This is a genomic window from Chitinivorax sp. PXF-14, assembly GCF_040812015.1.
GTDB lineage: Bacteria > Pseudomonadota > Gammaproteobacteria > Burkholderiales > SCOH01 > JBFNXJ01.
The window spans coordinates 195,557-215,184 of sequence record NZ_JBFNXJ010000003.1; the positions used below are offsets into that span (position 1 = coordinate 195,557).

18 protein-coding genes are annotated in these 19,628 nt (G+C 65.8%); 8 read left to right on the forward strand and 10 right to left on the reverse strand.

Annotation, left to right across the window (positions count from 1 at the left end; translation table 11 throughout):
* The first annotated feature begins 34 nt into the window (after nucleotides 1–34).
* The 8 genes from ABWL39_RS05820 to ABWL39_RS05855 all read left to right on the forward strand — a co-directional run bounded on the left by ABWL39_RS05820 (nucleotide 35) and on the right by ABWL39_RS05855 (nucleotide 9,028).
* Entirely contained in the window at nucleotides 35–2,248 is a 2,214-nt protein-coding gene (locus ABWL39_RS05820) for an LPS-assembly protein LptD (protein WP_367788007.1), read from the forward strand.
* Between the two features lie 26 nt (nucleotides 2,249–2,274).
* Nucleotides 2,275–3,567, forward strand: a complete 1,293-nt coding sequence (locus ABWL39_RS05825; RefSeq protein WP_367788009.1) for a peptidylprolyl isomerase — start codon at nucleotides 2,275–2,277, stop codon at nucleotides 3,565–3,567.
* Nucleotides 3,568–4,551 (forward strand): 4-hydroxythreonine-4-phosphate dehydrogenase PdxA, encoded by a 984-nt coding sequence (pdxA, locus tag ABWL39_RS05830; RefSeq protein WP_367788011.1) that lies wholly within the window; start codon nucleotides 3,568–3,570, stop codon nucleotides 4,549–4,551.
* A 40-nt stretch (nucleotides 4,552–4,591) separates the two neighbouring features.
* Nucleotides 4,592–5,371, forward strand: a complete 780-nt coding sequence (gene rsmA / locus ABWL39_RS05835) for a 16S rRNA (adenine(1518)-N(6)/adenine(1519)-N(6))-dimethyltransferase RsmA (protein WP_367788013.1) — start codon at nucleotides 4,592–4,594, stop codon at nucleotides 5,369–5,371.
* A 369-nt stretch (nucleotides 5,372–5,740) separates the two neighbouring features.
* Nucleotides 5,741–6,640: a glutamate/aspartate ABC transporter substrate-binding protein gene (locus ABWL39_RS05840; RefSeq protein WP_367788015.1), complete on the forward strand. Its 900-nt coding sequence runs from the start codon at nucleotides 5,741–5,743 to the stop codon at nucleotides 6,638–6,640.
* A gap of 242 nt (nucleotides 6,641–6,882) precedes the next feature.
* Nucleotides 6,883–7,620 (forward strand): amino acid ABC transporter permease, encoded by a 738-nt coding sequence (locus tag ABWL39_RS05845; protein WP_367788017.1) that lies wholly within the window; start codon nucleotides 6,883–6,885, stop codon nucleotides 7,618–7,620.
* Nucleotides 7,620–8,297, forward strand: a complete 678-nt coding sequence (gltK, locus tag ABWL39_RS05850; protein WP_367788019.1) for a glutamate/aspartate ABC transporter permease GltK — start codon at nucleotides 7,620–7,622, stop codon at nucleotides 8,295–8,297. The genes ABWL39_RS05845 and gltK overlap by 1 nt, the downstream gene beginning before the upstream one ends.
* A complete protein-coding gene (locus tag ABWL39_RS05855) occupies nucleotides 8,294–9,028 on the forward strand; it encodes an amino acid ABC transporter ATP-binding protein (RefSeq protein WP_367788021.1) in 735 nt (244 codons plus the stop codon). The genes gltK and ABWL39_RS05855 overlap by 4 nt, the downstream gene beginning before the upstream one ends.
* 233 nt (nucleotides 9,029–9,261) lie before the next feature.
* Here the strand turns inward: ABWL39_RS05855 and ABWL39_RS05860 are convergent, their stop codons facing one another.
* The 10 genes from ABWL39_RS05860 to ABWL39_RS05905 form a co-directional block, all read right to left on the reverse strand.
* Nucleotides 9,262–9,888 (reverse strand): glutathione S-transferase family protein, encoded by a 627-nt coding sequence (locus tag ABWL39_RS05860; protein WP_367788023.1) that lies wholly within the window; start codon nucleotides 9,886–9,888, stop codon nucleotides 9,262–9,264.
* A 225-nt stretch (nucleotides 9,889–10,113) separates the two neighbouring features.
* Nucleotides 10,114–11,916 (reverse strand): acyl-CoA dehydrogenase, encoded by a 1,803-nt coding sequence (locus ABWL39_RS05865; RefSeq protein ID WP_367788025.1) that lies wholly within the window; start codon nucleotides 11,914–11,916, stop codon nucleotides 10,114–10,116.
* A gap of 96 nt (nucleotides 11,917–12,012) precedes the next feature.
* Complete coding sequence (locus tag ABWL39_RS05870; protein WP_367788027.1) at nucleotides 12,013–12,801, reverse strand: crotonase/enoyl-CoA hydratase family protein; 789 nt, start codon at nucleotides 12,799–12,801, stop codon at nucleotides 12,013–12,015.
* Nucleotides 12,798–13,871, reverse strand: a complete 1,074-nt coding sequence (locus ABWL39_RS05875; protein WP_367788029.1) for an SMP-30/gluconolactonase/LRE family protein — start codon at nucleotides 13,869–13,871, stop codon at nucleotides 12,798–12,800. The genes ABWL39_RS05870 and ABWL39_RS05875 overlap by 4 nt, the downstream gene beginning before the upstream one ends.
* Nucleotides 13,872–13,878: 7 nt before the next feature.
* On the reverse strand, nucleotides 13,879–14,868 hold the full coding sequence (locus tag ABWL39_RS05880) for an NADPH:quinone oxidoreductase family protein (RefSeq protein WP_367788031.1): 990 nt from the start codon (nucleotides 14,866–14,868) through the stop codon (nucleotides 13,879–13,881).
* 850 nt (nucleotides 14,869–15,718) lie between these two features.
* A complete protein-coding gene (locus tag ABWL39_RS05885) occupies nucleotides 15,719–16,732 on the reverse strand; it encodes an NADP-dependent oxidoreductase (protein WP_367788033.1) in 1,014 nt (337 codons plus the stop codon).
* Nucleotides 16,733–16,756: 24 nt separating this feature from the next.
* Complete coding sequence (locus tag ABWL39_RS05890; protein WP_367788035.1) at nucleotides 16,757–17,602, reverse strand: SDR family NAD(P)-dependent oxidoreductase; 846 nt, start codon at nucleotides 17,600–17,602, stop codon at nucleotides 16,757–16,759.
* A 10-nt stretch (nucleotides 17,603–17,612) separates the two neighbouring features.
* Entirely contained in the window at nucleotides 17,613–18,029 is a 417-nt protein-coding gene (locus ABWL39_RS05895) for an acyl-CoA thioesterase (RefSeq protein WP_367788037.1), read from the reverse strand.
* Between the two features lie 110 nt (nucleotides 18,030–18,139).
* Nucleotides 18,140–18,910, reverse strand: coding sequence for an SDR family oxidoreductase (locus ABWL39_RS05900; protein ID WP_367788039.1), 771 nt, complete (start codon nucleotides 18,908–18,910; stop codon nucleotides 18,140–18,142).
* A gap of 18 nt (nucleotides 18,911–18,928) precedes the next feature.
* Nucleotides 18,929–19,624, reverse strand: a complete 696-nt coding sequence (locus tag ABWL39_RS05905) for a histidine phosphatase family protein (RefSeq protein WP_367788041.1) — start codon at nucleotides 19,622–19,624, stop codon at nucleotides 18,929–18,931.
* Nucleotides 19,625–19,628 lie beyond the last annotated feature (4 nt).

Consider the following 19,628-nt stretch of genomic DNA (forward strand, 5'->3'; position numbering starts at 1 on the left):
ACCGTACGACTGCGTCGAAAGAGCCCATCCCAGCATGCAGCCGCTCCTCCTGACTCCCATTGCACTTTCGCTCCTGCTGGCCGGCCTGGTCCACGCAGAGGAAACCGCGCCCGCCCTGCGCACCGACCCGGCGCTGAACCTGACCCCCAGCCGCAACGATGAGCCCGGTGCCTGGTATCTACAGGCCGACCAGGTCGAGGGTAACCCGGCAACCAAAATCAACGCGGCAGGCAAGGTGGAACTACGCCGGCGCGGCGAGCTGATTTTCGGCGACAAGCTGTGCTACCAGGCCGACCCGGAACAGATCGAGGCCGATGGCCATGCGCGTGTCGAACAGTATGGCGACGTGGTGTGGGGGGACAAGATGCTCCTCAAGCGCGCCGATTCGACCGGCTTCGTCGACAACGCACGCTACCAGTTTGCCCTGGGCGCTCGCGGCAACGCGCTCAAGCTGCTGATGGAAGGCGACAAGAAATACCGCCTCAAGGACGCCACCTTCACCACCTGCGCGCCGGGCCAGGACGACTGGCTGTTCCGCACCAGCGATCTCGACCTCGACTACACGCGCAACGTTGGCTCGGCCACCCACAACACCCTGCGTTTCATGGGCGTGCCGGTCATCTACTGGCCGTGGATGGATTTCTCGCTCAACGGCCAGCGCAAGAGCGGCTTCCTCGCGCCGAGCTTCGGCACCACGAGCAAGGGCGGCGCCGAGCTGATGTTGCCGTTCTACTGGAACATCGCCCCCAACTACGATATGGAGATCGCCCCGCGCTACATCACCCGGCGCGGCCTGGCGCTCAACGGCGAGTTCCGCTACCTGCGGGAGACCTTCAGCGGCGAGCTCAAGCAGGAATACCTGGCCAACGACAAGCTTACCGACAGCACGCGCAGCGCCACGATCTACCAGCACCGCCAGCGCTTCGGCGACAGCCTGTACGGCGAGCTGAACCTGCAGCGCGTGTCGGACGACCAGTATTTCACCGACCTCAGCAACAAGATCAGCAGCACCTCCCAGGTGATCCTGCCGCGCGAGGGCTTGCTCGCCTACAACCGCCCGGACTGGAACATGCTGGCGCGGGTGCAGCGCTATCAGACATTGCAGGACCCGGCCGCACCGGTGCTGCCGCCCTATGCGCGGCTGCCGCAACTGCAGCTGAATGCCCAGCAGCTCAACCGCTGGGGCGCGGACTGGCTGTGGGCCAGCGAGTACACGCGTTTCGATCACCCCACGCTGACCACCGGCCAGCGCCTGGTGGCCAACCCGTCGGTATCGTTGCCGCTGAACACCACCTACGCCTTCCTCAAGCCCAAGCTGGGCCTTCACTACACGCGCTACGAGATCGATTCGCAAGGCACGCAGGCGGCCTACCAACGCACGCGCACGCTGCCGACCTTCAGTACCGATGCCGGCGTCGTGCTCGAGCGCGATGGCTCGTGGTTCGGCTCCAGCTACGTCCAGACACTCGAACCACGGCTGTTCTACGTGCGGATTCCCTACCGCGACCAGAGCGACCTGCCGAACTTCGACAGCGCGGAAATGGATTTCAACTTCGCGCAGATGTTCTCGGAAAACCAGTTTGCCGGCTCCGACCGCATCAACGAGGCCAACCAGCTGACGGCGGCCGTCACCACGCGCTTCATCGACGCCGGCTCCGGCATCGAACGCATGCGCTTCGCGCTGGGCCAGCGCTTCTACAAGAACCCGCAACGCGTGACGCTGAATAGCGCGCCGCGCGCCAGCAACTCGTCGGACATCATCGCGCTGGCCGGCGGCCAGCTGACTCAGGCGTTGAACCTCGATGCGACCTGGCAATACAACACCAGCGACAACCGCACCCAGCGCGTCTATGCCGACGCACGCTACCAGCCCGAGCCGGGCAAGGCGCTCAACCTCGGTTACCGGCTCAGCCGCGACCTGCTCAAGCAGGTCGATGCTTCTGCCCAGTGGCCGATTTCCAGCCGCTGGTGGGGCGTCGGCCGGGTCAGCTATTCACTCAAGGACAAGAAGACGCTGGAGACCATTGCAGGCCTTGAATACAATGCCGGCTGCTGGGTGTTCCGCATCGTTGGCCAGCGTTTCGTGACCACTGCCAACGAAAACAACAGCGGCCTGTTCCTGCAGATCGAGCTGTCGGAGGTGGCCCGTGTCGGCTCCAACCCGCTTGAGCTCCTGTCCCGCTCCATCTCCGGCTACACCCACATCACCGCGAAACCGCAACCTTTGGCTTCCGACGCGTACCAATGACCCGTACAGACAACAAGAGAACCACCATGACTCAAAAGCTGTTCCGCTCCACCCTCCTCACCGCCCTGCTGCTGGCCCCGAGCCTGCAGGCAGCGCCGGTGACCGTCGATCGCGTGGTGGCCGTGGTCAACAAGCAGGCCATCACCTACAACGAGCTGAAGGAACGGGTGAAGTCGGTATCGCGGCAGATGAATGCGCAGAAGATCCCGCTGCCAGAGGAAACGGTGCTCGAAAACCAGGTGCTCGAGCGCGTCGTGAACGAACAGGTGTTGCTGCAGCTGGCGCAGGATACGGGCATCCGCGTCGACGACGTGCAGCTCGACCGCATGCTCGAGCGCATCGCCCAGCAGAACAATATGACGGTGCCGCAATTCCGCCAGGCGCTGTCGAAGGATGGCATCGACTTCAGGCAGTTCCGCGAGGAAATCCGCAACGAAGTGATCATCAGCCGCCTGCGCGATCGTGAAGTCGACAACAAGGTCACCGTCAGCGACGCCGAAATCGAAAACCAGATGAAGCTGCAGGATACGCAGAAGGAAAGCGCGCAGGAGTACCAGATCGCGCACATCCTGCTGCAGATTCCGGAAAACGCGACGCCCGAGCAGATTGCCCAGCTGCGCGACAAGGCCGACAAGGCCGCAGCCGAGATCAATAAGGGCGCGAACTTCGCCCAGGTGGCCGCGAGCTACTCCGAATCGCCCGACGCGCTGCAGGGCGGCGACCTCGGCTGGCGTCCGTCGGGCCGCATTCCCGGGCTGTTCCTCGAACAGGTCGAGAAGCTGAAGAGCGGCGAGGTGAGCCCGGTGATCAAGAGCGCCAAGGGCTTTCATATCGTCAAGCTGATCGACAAGCGCAAGAAGGAAGAACAGGTGGTCGTGGCGCAGACCCACGCCGAGCACATCCTGGTGCGCACGACCGAGGTGGTATCCGAGCAGGATGCCAAGCAACTGATCGAACGCGTGCAGGACCGCCTGCGCCAGGGCGCCGCCTTCGAGGACATGGCACGCCAGTACTCCGAGGACGGCAGCGCCACCAAGGGGGGCGATCTGGGCTGGATCAACCCGGGCGACACCGTACCGGAATTCGAACAGGCGATGGACACCTTGGAGCCCGGCCAGGTCAGCGCGCCGGTCAAGACCCAGTTCGGCTGGCACCTGATCAAGGTGCTCGAACGCCGCAACCAGGATGTCAGTGCCGATCGCCTGCGCAACTCGATCCGCCAGGCCATCCGTGCGCGCAAGGCCGACGAGAATTTCGTTGACTGGGCACGCCAGCAGCGTGACCGCGCCTATGTCGAAATCAAGCTGGAAGACCGCTGAGTGGCCGATCTGCCACTGATCGCGCTGACGGCGGGCGAGCCGGCCGGTATCGGCCCTGACCTGGCGGTGATGCTCGCGGCCAGGCCCTGTGCCGCACGCATCGTGGTCATCGCCGACCGCGCCATGCTGGCGGCGCGCGCAGCGCAGCTCGGGCTCGACGTCACCCTCGTCGAACATGACGGCGCCGGGGCGTTTGCCCCGGGTACGCTGACCGTGCTGCATGTGCCTGCCGCAGCTACGGCTGAGCCCGGCAAGCTGAACCCGGCCAATGGGCAGTATGTGCTCGACACGCTCGAACGCGCGGTGGCCGGCTGCCTGTCTGGCGAATTCGCGGCGATGGTCACCGCACCGGTGCACAAGGGCGTGATCAACGAGGCCGGCGTCGCCTTCACCGGCCACACCGAGTGGCTGGCCGAGCGCACCGGCACGCCGCGCGTGGTGATGATGCTGGCGGGCGGCTCGCTGCGCGTGGCGCTGGCGACCACCCATCTACCGCTCAAGGATGTGCCGGCCGCCATCACACGCGATTCGCTCGGCGAGGTCATCCGCATCCTGCATCGCGACCTGCGCGGCAAGTTCGGCTTTGCCGCGCCGCGCATCCTGGTCGCCGGCCTCAACCCGCACGCGGGCGAAGGCGGCCACATGGGCCGCGAGGAGATCGACGTGATCATCCCCGTGCTCGAACAATTACGCGGCGAGGGCATGAACCTGATCGGCCCGCTGCCGGCCGACACGCTGTTCAACCCGCCCCAGCTGGCGCGTGGCGACGCGGTGCTGGCGATGTATCACGACCAGGGCCTGCCGGTTCTCAAGTACGCGACCTTCGGCCACGGCATCAACGTCACGCTGGGCCTGCCCGTCATCCGCACCTCGGTCGATCACGGCACGGCACTCGATCTAGCCGGCAGTGGCAAGATCGACAGCGGCAGCCTCGATGCCGCCATCGCACTCGCGATCGAGCTGGCGACACGGGCGGCAGCCTGAGCCGCCGGCCGGCTCGCCCACCTTTTCTGGAATTGCCCGCATGAGCAAACACATCCCGCGCAAACGCTTCGGCCAGAACTTTCTGGTCGACCAAGCCGTGATCAATGACATCATTTACGCTATTTCCCCGCGCGCCGACGACCTGATGGTCGAAATCGGCCCCGGCCTCGGTGCCCTGACCAAACCGCTGCTGGCCCAGCTCAAGCATCTGCATTGCGTCGAGATCGACCGCGACATCATCGCGCGGCTGGAAAAAACCTACCCGCCCGAGCGCGTGACCATCCATGGCGTCGATGCGCTGAAATTCGATTTCGGCAGCCTGGGCGAGAAGCTGCGCATCGTCGGCAACCTGCCTTACAACATCTCGTCGCCGCTCTTGTTCCACCTCGCCGAATACCGCGACCGCATCGTCGACATGCATTTCATGCTGCAGAAGGAAGTGGTCGACCGCATGGTGGCGGAGCCCTCGACCACCGATTACGGCCGCCTGTCGGTGATGCTGCAGTACCGCTTCTACATGGAGAAGGTGCTCGACGTGCCGCCCGGCTCGTTCGACCCGCCGCCCAAGGTCGATTCCGCCGTGGTGCGGATGATCCCGCTGCCGGCCGCCGAGCTCACCGCGAGCCGCATCGATACGCTCGAAGAGGTGGTGACGCAGGCCTTCTCGCAGCGCCGCAAGACCTTGCGCAACAATCTGCGCGGGGTGCTCGACGATGCCGATTTCACCGCGCTCGACATCGACCCCGGCCTGCGCCCGGAAAACCTCAGCGTTGCGCAGTTCGTCTCCATCGCCAATCGGGTCGCGACGCGCCAGCCCTAGCCTGCACAGGACCGGCAGGCCACACACGCCGAACCGATGCGCCCGCCGCCCTGGCGGGCGCACCACATCGACCGGAGCATCGCGCCGTCGAGTGGCGCCGGTGACTCGACGGCCATCATCGGCTATACCTAGCTTAGCGTCGTGCCCTGCCTCCACCCAGGGTGTGATGCCGCAAGGCGCGCCAGTACAGGAAAGCCGCAATTGTTCCTGATGACGGCTCGGTTACCATGCGGCAGCGTCCACGCCTAGACGGCGGACCTGTGTGGCACTAACCACGCGGGGCCGACGCACCGACAAGCAAGCGATTACAAGGCCGCCTGGCCATCCCAAAAAATTGCGGTAGCAGCTTTTTGCTAAGGAGACAGATTCATGCGTATTCAGCGCAACATCGTGGCGGCCCTGATCGCCAGCATCGCCGCCACCGGCGCGGCATCGGCGGCCGAGCTGACCGGCACGCTCAAGAAGATCAAGGACAGTGGCGCGATGACGCTCGGCCACCGCGAATCGTCGATCCCGTTCTCGTATCTCGACGACAAGCAGAAGGTGGTCGGCTACTCGCAGGACGTCGCCAACGAAGTCATCGCCGCGGTGAAAAAAGAGCTGAAGATGCCGGGCCTGATCGTCAAGCTCAACTCGGTCACCTCGCAGACGCGCATCCCGCTGGTGCAGAACGGCACCGTCGACCTCGAGTGCGGCTCCACCACCAACAACACCGAGCGCCAGAAACAGGTTGCCTTCTCCGATTCGATCTTCGTCATCGGCACCCGCCTGCTGGCCAAGAAGACCTCCGGGGTGAAGGACTTCCCGGACCTCGCCGGCAAGACCGTGGTCACCACCGCCGGCACCACCTCCGAGCGCATCATCCGCAAGATGAACGCCGACAAGAACATGGGCATGAACGTGGTCAGCGCGAAGGACCACGGCGAATCGTTCCTGATGCTGGAAACCGGCCGCGCTGTCGCCTTCATGATGGATGACGCCCTGCTCTACGGCGAAATGGCCAAGGCCAAGAACCCCGGCGAATGGGCCGTGGTGGGTAAGCCGCAATCGTTCGAGGCTTACGGCTGCATGATGCGCAAGGACGATCCGCAGTTCAAGGCACTGGTCGACAGCACCATTGCCGGCCTGATGAAGAGCGGCAAGATCAACGATATCTACAAGCGCTGGTTCATGTCACCGATCCCGCCCAAGGGGCTCAACCTGAGTTTCCCGATGAGCGACGACATGATGGCGCTGATCAAGAACCCGAACGACAAGGCTTACGAATAAGCCACCGCACGGAGGGGCTGACGGCCCCTCCCCTGTCCGCCCCCCTCTCACCCCACGAGCGGGTGGCGGCGGCAAGCGCCAGCCAGAGCGCCCAGCTCGTTCCGGCCCCCACAAGGGGCAATGCATGGGTGGGCTTGCCGAACCTGTCATATAACTAAAGCGTCACCGCCAGCGCCAACGCCACGGGTTCGTGCCCGATGCGTGCTTGCGCGCTTCACGCCATTCCACACTGGAGAGGTTTCATGTCTTATCAATGGAACTGGGGAGTGTTCGCACAGACCACCCCGGACGGCCTGGACACCTACTTCGGCTGGCTGCTCGCCGGCATGAAGTGGACCCTCGCCGTATCGCTCTCGGCCTGGGTGCTTGCCCTGGTCCTGGGCTCCCTGCTCGGCATCCTGCGCACCGTGCCGAACCGATGGCTGTCGGGCTTTGCCGGCGGCTATGTCGAGGTGTTCCGCAATATTCCGCTGCTGGTCCAGCTGTTCGTCTGGTTCTTCGTCTTTCCCGAGCTGCTGCCCAGCGCCTGGGGCGACGCGGTGAAACAGATGGACCCGGTCAAGGGCCAGCTCCTCTGGGGCTTCATCGGCCTGGGTATGTTCACGGCGGCGCGCGTATGCGAGCAGGTCCGCTCCGGCATCGAATCGCTGCCGCGCGGCCAGACCAACGCGGGCCTGGCGATGGGCTTCACGCTCGCGCAGACCTATCGCTTCGTGCTGCTGCCGATGGCTTTCCGCATCGTGATCCCGCCACTGACTTCCGAGTTCCTCAACATCTTCAAGAACTCGGCCGTGGTATCGGTCATCGGCATGCTCGAGCTCGCCGGCCAGGCGCGCCAGCTGGTCGAATACACGGCGCAGCCCTATGAATCGTTCACGGCGGCGACGCTCGGTTACTTCGTGATCAATATCGTGGTGATGTATTTCATGCGCTGGGTCGAGAACCGCACACGCCTGCCTGGCTATATGGGGGGCAAATAATGGCTTACGAATTCGACTGGAGCTCGATCCCCGGCTCCATCCCCTACCTGCTCGAAGGCGCCAAGATCACCGGCGAAATCCTTGGTATCGCCCTCCTCGTCGGCATGACATGGGGCGCGCTGCTCGCGGTGATGCGCATTTCGCCGTCGAAGATACTGAGCACGTTCGCCACCGGCTATGTCAACCTGTTCCGCTCGATACCGCTGGTGATGGTGATCCTGTGGTTCTACCTGATCGTGCCCTCGCTGCTGAAATCGATCTTCGGCGACGACATCGGCGACATCCGACTCGTGTCGGCCATGACCGCGTTTGCGCTGTTCGAATCGGCCTACTACGCCGAAATCATCCGCGCCGGTATCCAGAGCGTATCGCGCGGCCAGATGGGCGCCGCCATGGCGGTGGGCATGACCTACAGCCAGGCGATGCGGCTCATCATCCTGCCGCAGGCCTTCCGCAACATGACGCCGCTACTGCTCACGCAGGCCATCATCCTGTTCCAGGATACCTCGCTGGTGTACGTGATCGGCCTGGCCGATTTCTTCGGCGCCGCGCAGAAGGTCGGCGAGCGTGACGGGCGACTGGTCGAGATGCTGCTGTTCGCCGGCGCCGCCTATTTCATTGTCTGCTTCAGCCTGTCCCAGGCCGTCAAAATGCTTCGCAAGAGGATCTCGAGATGATCAATATCAAGAACATCAGCAAGTGGTATGGCCAGTTCCAGGTCCTCACCGACTGCACGACCGAAGTCAAGAAAGGGGAAGTCGTCGTCGTCTGCGGGCCATCGGGCTCGGGCAAGTCGACGCTGATCAAGTGCGTGAACGCGCTGGAGCCGTTCCAGAAGGGCGATATCGTCGTCGACGGCACCTCGGTCGGCAACCCGAAGACCAACCTGCCCAAGCTGCGTTCGCGTGTCGGCATGGTGTTCCAGCATTTCGAGCTGTTCCCGCACCTGAGCATCACCGAGAACCTGACCATCGCGCAGACCAAGGTGCTGGGCCGCAGCGCCGACGAAGCGCGCGACAAGGGTCTCAAGCTGCTCGACCGTGTCGGCCTCAAGGCGCATGCGCACAAGTATCCGGGCCAGCTCTCGGGTGGCCAGCAACAGCGCGTCGCCATCGCCCGCGCACTGTCGATGGACCCGATCGTGATGCTGTTCGACGAGCCGACCTCGGCGCTCGACCCGGAGATGGTCAACGAAGTGCTCGACGTGATGGTCGAGCTCGCGCAGGAAGGCATGACCATGATGTGCGTCACCCACGAGATGGGTTTCGCGCGCAAGGTGGCCAACCGCGTGATCTTCATGGATCAGGGCAAGATCATCGAGGACTGCCAGAAGGACGAATTCTTCGGCAATATGGAAGCGCGCTCGGACCGCGCCAAGCAGTTCCTGTCGAAGATACTGCATCACTGAACGGCAGCAACGCATGGCAGTCGCAGCAGAATAACGGGCCTGATGGCCCGTTTTTTCATGCCTCACACCGCGGCCCCGCAGGCTGGCCTGCCCTCGGCTATGCGGCATCCATCAGACAAGGGAGCCCCCATGCCCAGCTACTGGGAACGCGACAACTGGATCTGCGCCGACGTGCTCATCATCGGCGGCAGCCTGATCGGCAGCCAGGCCAGGAGGCCCGTCCGTATTGAACGTCAGCCGTGCTCGGCAGCCTGCTCGCGAGCCACCGCCCGCGCCAGCGCCGGCCGTGCCCACATGCGCTTGCCATAGGCCATCAGCGACTCGGACTCGATCGGTACCTTGAAGGCCTTGGCCCAGCTCAGGCAGTGCGCGAGCAGGATGTCGGCAACGCTGAAGCGCTCACCCACGATGAACTCGCGCTCGCCGAGCCCCTGCTCGAGCAGCTTGGCGGTCTTGGCGAACTCCCACAGCGCGGTGTCGATAATCGCCGGCACACGCTTGGACTCGGGGTAGACAATCTTGTGCTTGGTGATGGTCCACAGCGGCTGTTCCAGCTCGGTCATCGCGAAATAGCTCCAGCGCTCGACCAGTGCCCGCTCATGCGTGCCCTCGGCCGGCAGCAGCCCGGCCGCCGGGTGGCGCATGGCGAGATAGTTGCAGATCGCCGCCGACTCGGTCAGCACGAGGTCACCATCGACCAGTACCGGCACCTTGCCCGCCGGGTTGAGGCTGACGAAGGGCTCGCGGCGCGCCGCCCCGCCGAACAGGTCGATGCTTTCGAAGTCATAGCTGGCACCGACTTCTTCAGCAGCCCACACGGCGCGGACGGAGCGGGAATTGGCATGGCCATAGATTTTCATGATCGTGTTCTCCTTGTGGTTTTGTGCGTTGACGCGTGTGTTGATTTGAGTATGCCGGGGGCGCCCGTGATGTGCGTTATCTTGCCTGTCTTCTGCGAATTGCCGATGGCATGGCCTTTGCGTCCTGTACATTCCGGGGAGCGCCGGCATCCGTGGGCAAGACTTGCACTCAGGCACTGACAGCTGCCCGGCGCTCAGCCAACGCCTCCAGCCATTCAGCCCGCCCTAGAACCACGCCCCCTGCATCTCCCACGCCGCCGTATCGAGCCCGCGCAGCAGGTCGGCCTGATGCCGGATCTCCGGTAGCTCCCAGCCCAGATAGTAGCGCGCCGCCTGCAGTTTGCCGCGATAAAACGCTTCGTCATCATGAGCCGCACCGGCCAGGCCGCGCTCGGCCGCCATCGCCTGGCGCAGCCACATCCACGACAGCACGACGCGCCCGGCCAGATCGAGGTAGAGCGAGGCGTTGGCGAGCGTGCGATCGACGCCGGCGCTGATGAAGCTCATCGCCAGCTGCAGCGTCAGTTCCCCGATGAGCTTGGCGGCGTCAGCCAGCGCAGCGGCCAGTGGCGCGCACTCGGCCAGGGTGGCGGCCTCGCGGCAGGTGTCGCCGATACGTTGCAGCAGCAGCTTGAATGCGGCGCCATCCTGCATCGTCACCTTGCGGCCGAGCAGGTCGAGCGCCTGGATGCCGTTGGTGCCTTCGTGGATCGGGTTGAGGCGGTTGTCGCGGTAATACTGTTCGACCGGGTAATCGCGCGTGAAGCCGTAGCCGCCGAGGACCTGCACCGCCAGCTCGTTGGCCTTGAGGCAGTATTTCGCCGGCCAGGCCTTGGCGATCGGCGTCAGCAGCTCAAGCAACAGGCGTGCCTCGTCGCGCTGGGCTTGGTCCGGCGCGGTGGCGATGTCATCGACCAGCGCCGCGCAGTAGAACTCGAGTGCCAGCGCGCCTTCGACATAGGCCTTCTGCTGCAGCAGCATGTGGCGCACGTCGGCGTGCTCGATGATGGGCACCTGCGGCGCGCCGAAGTCCCGGCTCGATGCCGGGCGGCCCTGCGGGCGGCTCCTGGCGTAGTCGAGCGAATACAGGTAGCCCGCGTAGCCGAGCATGGTGGCGCCCATGCCGACGCCGATGCGCGCCTCGTTCATCATGTGGAACATGTAGCGCAGCCCGTGGTTGGGCTCGCCCACCAGGTAGCCGATGGCGCCGCCCTGCTCGCCGAAGTTCAGCATGGTCGAGGTGGTGCCGCGCCAGCCCATCTTGTGCAGCAGGCCGGCCAGTGCGACATCGTTGCGCGCGCCGAGCGCGCCGTCGTCGCCGACGAGGAACTTGGGCACGATGAACAGCGAGATGCCCTTGACCGCGGCCGGCGCGCCCTTGATGCGGGCCAGCACGAGGTGGACGATGTTCTCGCTGAGCTCGTGGTCGCCGCCCGAGATGAATATCTTGTTGCCGCTGAGCCGGTAGCTGCCATCCGGCTGCGGCTCGGCAGCCGTGCGCAGGTCACCCAGCGAGGAGCCGGCGTGCGGCTCGGTCAGCGCCATGGTGCCGGTAAAGCGGCCCGTCAGCATCGGCTCGAGAAAGCGCCGTTTCTGCTCGTCGCTACCGAAATGGTGGATCACATTGGCCGCCGCCGTGGTCAGGAAGGCATAGGACGAGGTAGCGATATTGGCTGCCTGGAAATAGGCCTGGCAGGCCTGGACAACCGTGTGCGGCAGCTGCATGCCACCCAGCGCGTAGTCATGGTGGGCGGCGAGGAAACCGGCGTCGGCAAACGCATCGAGCGCCGCCTTGACCTGCGGGATGATGTGCACGCGCTGCCCGTCGAACTCGGGCTCGTGCTCGTCGAGCTCGCGGTTGTGCGGCGCGAAGTATTGCTCGGCCACGTGGCGCGCGGTGTCGATGGCGGCATCGAAGGTCTCGCGGCTGTGGTCGGCGAAGCGGGGGCGCGCAGTCAGCGCCTCGGTCGGCAGCAGCTCGTAGAGCTGGAAAGCAAGGTCGCGCGGGTTGATCAGGGGGTGGGACATGTCGATGGATCGCCTGTGAGGTGGATAGCCGGATGGCAGCGCCAGCACGGCTGGCCGGCGTGCAGTCCGGGGGCGGCGGTGCGCAGCCGCCGGGGTTCAACGCCCGACGAACTGCGCCGGGCGCCGCGCCATGAAGGCCGCGACGCCTTCCTTGGCGTCGTCGCTGGCCATCAGCGGCAGCAGGTCCGGGAATAGCCGCGCAATCGCCGCCGCCTCGCCCTGCTCCTTCGCCAGCCGTGCTGACGCCAGCGTGGCCTGCACGCCGAGCGGCGCCTGCTGCGCGATGGTGTTGGCGAGCGTGAGCGCGCGGTCGAACTGGCGGCCGGGCTCGACCAGCTCCTGCACCAGGCCCATGCGGTAGGCCTCGTGCGCGCTGATCTCGTCGCCGGTCAGCAGGTAGCGCATCGCATTGCCCCAGCCGATCTCCTGGAAGAAGCGCAGTGTCGCGCCGCCCACCGCGTAGATGCCGCGCTTCACCTCGATCTGGCCGAAGCGCGTGTCGGTGGCGGCGATGCGGATGTCGCCGGCCAGCATCAGCTCGATGCCGCAGGTGTAGCAGACGCCCTGCAGCGCGAAGATGACGGGCTTACGCACGCGCCGCGCCGGGTCGAGGCCGAAGGGTTCGAGCGCGCCGTCGGGCAGTGCCGGCAGCTGGCCGCCGGCAAAGGCGGGCACCCACTTGGGCAGGTCGAGCCCGGCGGTGAAATGCTCGCCAACCGCATACACCACACCGACACGCAGCTCGGGATCGCGGTCGAGTTCGCCGTAGGCTTGCGCCAGTGCGACATAGCCGTCGAGATCGAGTGCGTTGCGCTTCTCCGGGCGGTTGAGGCCCATGCACAGCACGGGGCCACGGCGTTCAACCAGTAAAGGGGATTCACTCATTGCTTGGTCTCCATCAGGGATACGACACCGACGGCAGGCTGGTCGAGGCTACCGAACCACAGCTTGCCGTCGTGCTCGACAACGTTGGTGATCGTGGAATAAGCGCGGCCGTCCGGGTCCTGCAGGTTGTGCGTGACCTTGCCGGCCAGATCGAGCCCGAGCACGAAGCCCATCGGTTTCGGCTTGGGCTGCACGGCCTTGGGCAGGCGCGCGACGATCTTGCGGATCGCCGGGTACGGCAGCAGGCGGTCGAGATCGGCCAGCCGCGGCGTCGGCAGCGAGACCCAGAAGGTGTCGCGGCCATTGGACAGCACACCGTCCGGCACGCCCGGCAGGTTGTCGGCGAACACATCGCTGGTGCCGGCCTTGGGGCCCGTGAGCCAGTAGCGCGTGAGCCGGTACTCACCGGTTTCGACCACCAGCACGAAACGTTGATCCGGGCTCACCGCGACACCGTTGGCGAAGTAGAGCCCCTTGAGCAACACGCGCGTTTGCCCCGTCTTCGGGTCGTAGGCCAGCAGGCGGCCGTTGCCGCCGTGCTCGATCAGGTCGCTCTCGTAGTCGCTGAGCGGGAAGCGGTCGCTCGCGTCCGAGAAGTAGATTGTGCCGTCGGCGCCGATGTCGAGGTCGTCGGGCAGGCCGAAGCGGCGGCCCTCGGCCTCGGTCGACAGGGTCGCCACCTTGCCGTCCGGCGTGACCGCCAGCAGGCCCTTGTCGGCATCGGCGACGATCAGCCGCCCCGCCGCGTCGAAACGCAGGCCCAGCGGCCGGCCGCCGGTATTGGCAAGCACCTGCAGCGCGCTGCCGTCGGGCTTCATGCGCACGATGCTGCCGTCGGCGGCGCCGGCGTAGAGCAGGCCGTCCGGGCCGAAGGCGATGTCCTCGGGTACGCCGTGGCCGCCCACGGCGATGCGGTGTGCGCCGGACAGCGCGTGGTTGGGTGCATACGGCCCAGCCAGGGCCGGTGCTGGTGGCGGGGTCCAGGCCTGCGGCACGACGTTCACCGGCCAGGCGAGCAGGTAGGCGGCGCCGGCAAGCAGCGCGGCGATCACGATATGGCGAGCGCGCATGGCCACCTCACCCAGGGTAGGCGTCGGTGGTCACCACCACCTTGCCGGTGGCCTGGCGCGAGGCCAGCAGCTGGATCGCCTCGGCCGCGCGCGCGAGCGGCAGCCGGGCCGAGATGTGCGGCTTGAGCTTGCCCTCGCGCAGCCAGCCAAACAGTTCGAGGATATTGGTCTGGTTGATCGCCTTCTGGCGCATCGCGAACTCGCCCCAGAACACGCCGAGAATCGCGCAGCCCTTGAGCAGCGGCAGGTTCAGCGGAATCTTCGGGATCTCGCCGTTGGCGAAGCCGATCACCAGGTAGCGCCCTTCCCACGCGATCGAGCGCAGCGTCTGCTCGGCATAGTCGCCGCCGACCGGGTCGACGATCACGTCGACGCCCTTGCCGTCGGTGAGCTGCTTGATGCGCTCCTTCAGGTCTTCGCTGCTGTAGTTGATCAGCTGGTCGGCACCGACTTCGCGGCACAGCGCCAGTTTCTCGTCGGTCGAGGCGCAGGCGATCACCTCGGCATCCATCAGCTTGGCCAGCTCCACCGCCGCCAGCCCCACGCCACCGGCCGCGCCGAGCACCAGCACGCGCTCGCCGGGGCGAAGCTGGGCGCGGTCCTTGAGCGCATGATAGGCGGTCGCATAGGTCATCACGAAGCTGGCCGCGACGGCCGGATCGAGATCGGCCGGCACCGGGAACACCTTGAACGCATCGGCCACCACCTGCTCGGCAAACGCGCCCCAACCGGTGAAGGCGACGACAGGGTCGCCGGCCTTGAGGTGATGGACGTTCTCACCCACCGCCTCGACCACCCCAGCCAGCTCGCCGCCGGGCGAGAACGGCAGCGGCGGCTTGAACTGGTAGAGCCCCTGGATGATCAGCGCATCGGGGAAATTGACCCCCGCCGCCGTGACGCGGATCAGCACCTGCTTGGGGCCGGGCTGCGGCGTGGGGAGGTCTTCCAGCACCAGCGACTCGGCCGGGCCGTAGTTCTTGCAGAGGATGGCTTTCATGAACATGTCTCCTATTGGGCTTGTATCTTTTTATGGTGTTCTTGTTGTGGGCGTACTGGTCTGGCGCTTCGTTGATGTTCGGGGCGGGGTGTCGCCCCGTTCGCCGAAGACAGGTGCTGCACGTACTAAAAGCGTGGTGCTCTGGGTGAGGCGGCGGCGGGTAGGGGCGACACTTGTGCGCAAGGTCGGTGCGGCTGTCACCCTCTCCCCTGCCCTCTCCCGTCGAGGGAGGGGGGGGTGCCTGTGCCTGTGCCTGTGCCTGTGCCTGTGCCTGTGCCTGTGCCTGCGCCTGCGCCTGCGCCTGCGCCTGCGCCTGCGCCTGCGCCTGCGCCTGCGTCTGCGTCTGCGTCTGCGTCTGCGTTAGTACAGTATCCGTGCCACAGCTGTGGCGATGGCGACAGATAGTGGCGTCGGCCCCGGTACTCCGGCAGCCGGCAACCCAGGGGCAAAACAAGCAGCGCTGTCTGCTTGGCGTCATCCCACCCAATCCATCCGAGATGCACGCTCCTCAACCTCACCCGGCTTACGCCGCTGCGCGGTTTACCCAGGCTACACGTGCTCGGCACGCCTCACGGCAAAGTCGGGGACACATGCCTCCGCTTGGGTGCACTTGCCGCCGTCCGTGGCACGCTCCGCCCCCTCTCCCTCGACGGGAGAGGGCTGGGGAAAGGGTGAACAACGCTGATATTGCGCACCGACACCCGCATCCACGCTCACGGTATCGCGCGCCAGGCGCCCAACACCGCGCGTAGCGCTCCACCCACAGATCACCCCAACGCCAGCCCTGGGTTACGCCGCCACGCCGCTAACCCAGGCCACATCCGCCGCTCACACCCCGCAGGGCGGCCCGTCACACCTCCGACACCTGCACGATCAGCTTGCCGGTATTCGAGCCGTCGAACAGTTTGTTGATCGCCGTCGGCGCCGCTTCGAGCCCCTGCACCACGTCGACGCGGTACTTGAGCTTGCCCGCCATATACCACTGCGCGTAGTCGTTGATCATCTCCTTCACGCGCGAGCCGAAGTCGGTGGCGATGAAGCCCTGGATGCGCAGGCGCTTGGAGATCACCATGGCGAAGTTGTAGGGGCCGGGCACCTTCTCGGTCGCGTTGTACTGGCTGATCAAGCCGCAGACGACCACGCGGCCGAAGGGGTTCATCACGCTCAGCACGGTATCGAGGATCTCGCCGCCGACGTTCTCGAAATACACGTCCACGCCCTTGGGGCAGGCCTCCTTGAGCTGCGTGCGCAGGTCGCCCTTCTTGTAGTTGACGGCCGCGTCGAAGCCGAGCTCGTTCACCAGCCACTCGCACTTGTCGTCGCTACCGGCGATGCCGACCACGCGCAGGCCCTTGATCTTGCCGATCTGCCCGACGAGCGAGCCGACCGAGCCGGCCGCGCCGGACACCAGCAGGGTTTCGCCCTCCTTGGGCTGGCCGACGTCGAGCAGGCCGAAGTAGGAGGTCATGCCGGCGAGGCCGAACAGGCCCAGGTTGGCAGTCAGCGGCAGCGGGCTGGCGGGCAGCTTGGTCACGCCCTCGCCGTTCGATACCACGCGTTCCTGCCAGCCGAACATGCCCTGCACCGTGTCACCCTTGGCGAACTTGGGGTGCATCGATTCCTCGACCACGCCGACGGCCAGGCCGCGCATGATTTCGCCGATCTGCACCGGCGGCACATAGCTCGGGCGGTCGATCAGCCAGCCGCGCATGGCCGGGTCGAGCGACAGGTAGACATTGCGGATCCGCAGCTGGCCTTCCTGCAGGGCAGGCACGGGCTCGCTGACCAGGTTGAAGTCGGACTGCTTGATCATGCCATCGGGGCGGACGGCGAGGCGCCACAGGCGGTTGGTTGTCGTGCTCATGTCGGTATCTCTCGTGGCTGATGTTTATTTGGTCGGGATGAAGGTCGGGCTGCGCTCGTTCAGGATGTCTTCCATGCGCGCCTGGATCGCGGGCTTGATCTGCGGATGCGTGAGTATGTAGAAGCGCTCGGCCTCGACGGCGGCGAACACGTCGTCGGCCACCTGCTCGGGCGCGATGCCATGCTGCACGGCGTTGATCACGGCCATGCCGATCTGCGCGGTCACCGGGTCGAGCTTGGTCGGGTCGGTCTTGCTGCCCTGGGTGCGGTTGCGCTCGCTCTCGGCGATGCGCGTCTTCACCCAGGCCGGGCACAGCACCGACACCTTGATCTTGCTCTGGCGCAGCGCCAGGTCGTGATGGAGGCCTTCGGAGATCGTCACCACCGCGTGCTTGCTCGCGTTGTAGGTGGCGAGCCCGGGCTGCGACAGCAGGCCGGCAACGGAGGCGGTGTTGACGATGTGGCCCTCCTCGCCCTTGGCCATCATGCGCGGGATGAACGCGCGCAGCGCATGGGTGACGCCGTACAGGTTCACGCCCATCACCCAGTCCCAGTCGGCCTGGCTCACTTCCCACACCGGCCTGGCGCAGGCCACACCGGCGTTGTTACACAGCAGGTGGACGTTGCCGAAGCGCTCGAAGGCGAGGTCGGCCAGCGCCTCGACCTGTTCCTGCTTCGATACGTCGGTCTTGAGGCCGATGGCCTCAACCCCCTGTGCCGCGAATTCGCTCAGCGTGGCGTCGAGCTTGCTGCCGTCGATGTCGGCCAGCACCAGTTTCATGCCCTCGGCGGCGGCCTTTCTCGCGATGGCCTTGCCGATGCCTTCTGCGCCGCCGGTGATGACGGCAACCTTGCCTTTCAAGTCCTTCATGTCGTTTCCTCTATGTTTCCGTTGATTCGTCCGTGCGCAGGCCCAGTCCCAGCAGCCGCGCCTTCAATTCGTCTTCGATCACGAGCGCACGACGCGACGCCGGGCCGAGCACGGCGAACGTCACCTCGGCCTCGGCCACGCGCTTGCCGGCGCGCACGATGCACTGCCGGAACACGCCGTCGCGCACGTTGAGCGCCAGCAGCTCGGTCTCGATCGTCAGCCGGTCGCCGATCACCGCCTCGCGCAGGTAGCGGATGTCGATGCGCGACACCACCACCTGCATCTGGCGCTCGGCGAACCAGCCGTAGTCGATCGCCTCCCACGCGCGCCAGCGCGCCTCGTCGAGCAGTTCGAGGTAGCGCGCGTTGTTGACGTGGCCGTAGCCATCGCAGTGGTAGGCGCGGATGTCGATCTCGGTGCTGTGCATCGTCTTATGCCTTCATGGCGTTGCTGGCCGCTTGCAGGCGGGGCGCGGCATGCGGCGGAATCCTGGGATGCAGGCCCAGCGCCGCCCCTGCCCGCATCCAGTCCTGCCGCTCACACCAGCAGGTAGCCGCCGTCCACATTGAGGCAGGTGCCCGTGGTGTAGCTCGCCGCCGGCGATACCAGATAGAGCACGGCGCCGGCCATCTCGTCCGGTTGCGCCACGCGGTTCATCGGGATGTGTTCGAGCGCCTTTTCGAGAATCGCCGGGTTCTTCACCAGCGCGGCGGCAAACTTGGTATCGGTGGCGCCGGGCAGCAAGGCGTTGACGCGCACGCCGATCGGCGCGCATTCCTTGGCGAAGGCCTTGGTCATCGAGATGACGGCCGCCTTGGTGATCGAGTAGATGCCCTGGAACACGCCCGGGATCATGCCGTTGACCGATGCCACGTTGACGATCGCGCCACCGCCGTGCGCTGCCATCAGCTTGGCGCCGTAGGACGACATGAAGAAATAGCCGCGGATGTTGACGTCGACTGTCTTCTGGAAGGCGCTCACGTCGGTATCGACGATCGGGCCGAAATGCGGGTTGGCCGCCGCGTTGTTGACGAGGATGTCGAGCCGGCCGTGCTTGTCTTCGATGCTCTTGAAGATGGCCTCGATCTGCTCCATCTCGCCGATGTGGCAGGCCATCGCCTCGGCCGAGCCGCCGGCCGCCTTGATCGCCTCGACCACGTCGAGGCAGGCCTCGATCTTGCGGCTCGACACGATCACGTGCGCGCCATGGGCCGCCAGCAGCTTGGCCGTGCTCTCGCCGATGCCGCGGCTCGCGCCGGTGACGAGGGCAATCTTGCCGGACAGGTCGAAGGTATTGGGGGTAGCCATCAGTGGTCTCCTCGTGGGCTATCGATAGGTAATCAGTTGCGGGTCGCCGGCCGCGTCGAGATGCGGGAAGGCGTTGACGGTACCGACGCTGACCTGGCCCGGGCGGTACATGAGCCGGGTGATGCCGGTATTGGCGAGCGTCCAGTTCAGATCGAATATCTTGCGGTCGGGAATGCCGAGCAGCTGCTGCACGATCACCGAGATCGGCCCGCCCGAGGTGAACACCCAGGTCGTGCCTTCGGCCGCCTGCGCGGTCAGCTCGGCCAGTGCCGCGTTGCAGCGGGTCTTGAAGCCGGCCCACGACTCCGCATAGTCGTCATGCGCGCCACCGACCCAGCGCGCCACGGCAGCGGTGAACACCTGCTGGAAGGCCTGGCGCGGGTTGCCCGAGTCGGCCAGGAATTGCCCCAGTGCGGCACGGTCATCGAACTCGGGGCGATAGCGCACCAGCACCTCGTGATGATCGAACTCGTCGAAGCCCTGGCCGATCTGCCACTCGCCGGCATAGCCGCCGGGCAGTGCGTCGAGGCAGGCTTCGGCAGTCTGCCGGTGGCGTTTGAGCGAGCCGGCCACCACGCGCGCGGGGCGCTGGCCGCAGCGGTGCAGCCAGTCGCCGAGCAGGCGCGACTGCTGTTCGCCCAGGGGCGAGAGCTGGTCGTAGTCCTCGGCGCCGAAGCTGGCCTGACCGTGGCGAATCAGGTAGATCGCTGGCATCGCG

What these genes read in the sequence shown, in the direction of transcription:
- ABWL39_RS05820 (WP_367788007.1), top strand. Translation starts at nt 35, where the DNA reads ATGCAGCCGCTCCTCCTGACTCCCATTGCACTTTCGCTCCTGCTGGCC.
- ABWL39_RS05825 (WP_367788009.1), top strand. Translation starts at nt 2,275, where the DNA reads ATGACTCAAAAGCTGTTCCGCTCCACCCTCCTCACCGCCCTGCTGCTG.
- rsmA (WP_367788013.1), top strand. Translation starts at nt 4,592, where the DNA reads ATGAGCAAACACATCCCGCGCAAACGCTTCGGCCAGAACTTTCTGGTC.
- ABWL39_RS05840 (WP_367788015.1), top strand. Translation starts at nt 5,741, where the DNA reads ATGCGTATTCAGCGCAACATCGTGGCGGCCCTGATCGCCAGCATCGCC.
- ABWL39_RS05845 (WP_367788017.1), top strand. Translation starts at nt 6,883, where the DNA reads ATGTCTTATCAATGGAACTGGGGAGTGTTCGCACAGACCACCCCGGAC.
- gltK (WP_367788019.1), top strand. Translation starts at nt 7,620, where the DNA reads ATGGCTTACGAATTCGACTGGAGCTCGATCCCCGGCTCCATCCCCTAC.
- ABWL39_RS05855 (WP_367788021.1), top strand. Translation starts at nt 8,294, where the DNA reads ATGATCAATATCAAGAACATCAGCAAGTGGTATGGCCAGTTCCAGGTC.
- ABWL39_RS05860 (WP_367788023.1), bottom strand. Translation starts at nt 9,888, where the DNA reads ATGAAAATCTATGGCCATGCCAATTCCCGCTCCGTCCGCGCCGTGTGG.
- ABWL39_RS05865 (WP_367788025.1), bottom strand. Translation starts at nt 11,916, where the DNA reads ATGTCCCACCCCCTGATCAACCCGCGCGACCTTGCTTTCCAGCTCTAC.
- ABWL39_RS05870 (WP_367788027.1), bottom strand. Translation starts at nt 12,801, where the DNA reads ATGAGTGAATCCCCTTTACTGGTTGAACGCCGTGGCCCCGTGCTGTGC.
- ABWL39_RS05875 (WP_367788029.1), bottom strand. Translation starts at nt 13,871, where the DNA reads ATGCGCGCTCGCCATATCGTGATCGCCGCGCTGCTTGCCGGCGCCGCC.
- ABWL39_RS05880 (WP_367788031.1), bottom strand. Translation starts at nt 14,868, where the DNA reads ATGAAAGCCATCCTCTGCAAGAACTACGGCCCGGCCGAGTCGCTGGTG.
- ABWL39_RS05885 (WP_367788033.1), bottom strand. Translation starts at nt 16,732, where the DNA reads ATGAGCACGACAACCAACCGCCTGTGGCGCCTCGCCGTCCGCCCCGAT.
- ABWL39_RS05890 (WP_367788035.1), bottom strand. Translation starts at nt 17,602, where the DNA reads ATGAAGGACTTGAAAGGCAAGGTTGCCGTCATCACCGGCGGCGCAGAA.
- ABWL39_RS05895 (WP_367788037.1), bottom strand. Translation starts at nt 18,029, where the DNA reads ATGCACAGCACCGAGATCGACATCCGCGCCTACCACTGCGATGGCTAC.
- ABWL39_RS05900 (WP_367788039.1), bottom strand. Translation starts at nt 18,910, where the DNA reads ATGGCTACCCCCAATACCTTCGACCTGTCCGGCAAGATTGCCCTCGTC.
- ABWL39_RS05905 (WP_367788041.1), bottom strand. Translation starts at nt 19,624, where the DNA reads ATGCCAGCGATCTACCTGATTCGCCACGGTCAGGCCAGCTTCGGCGCC.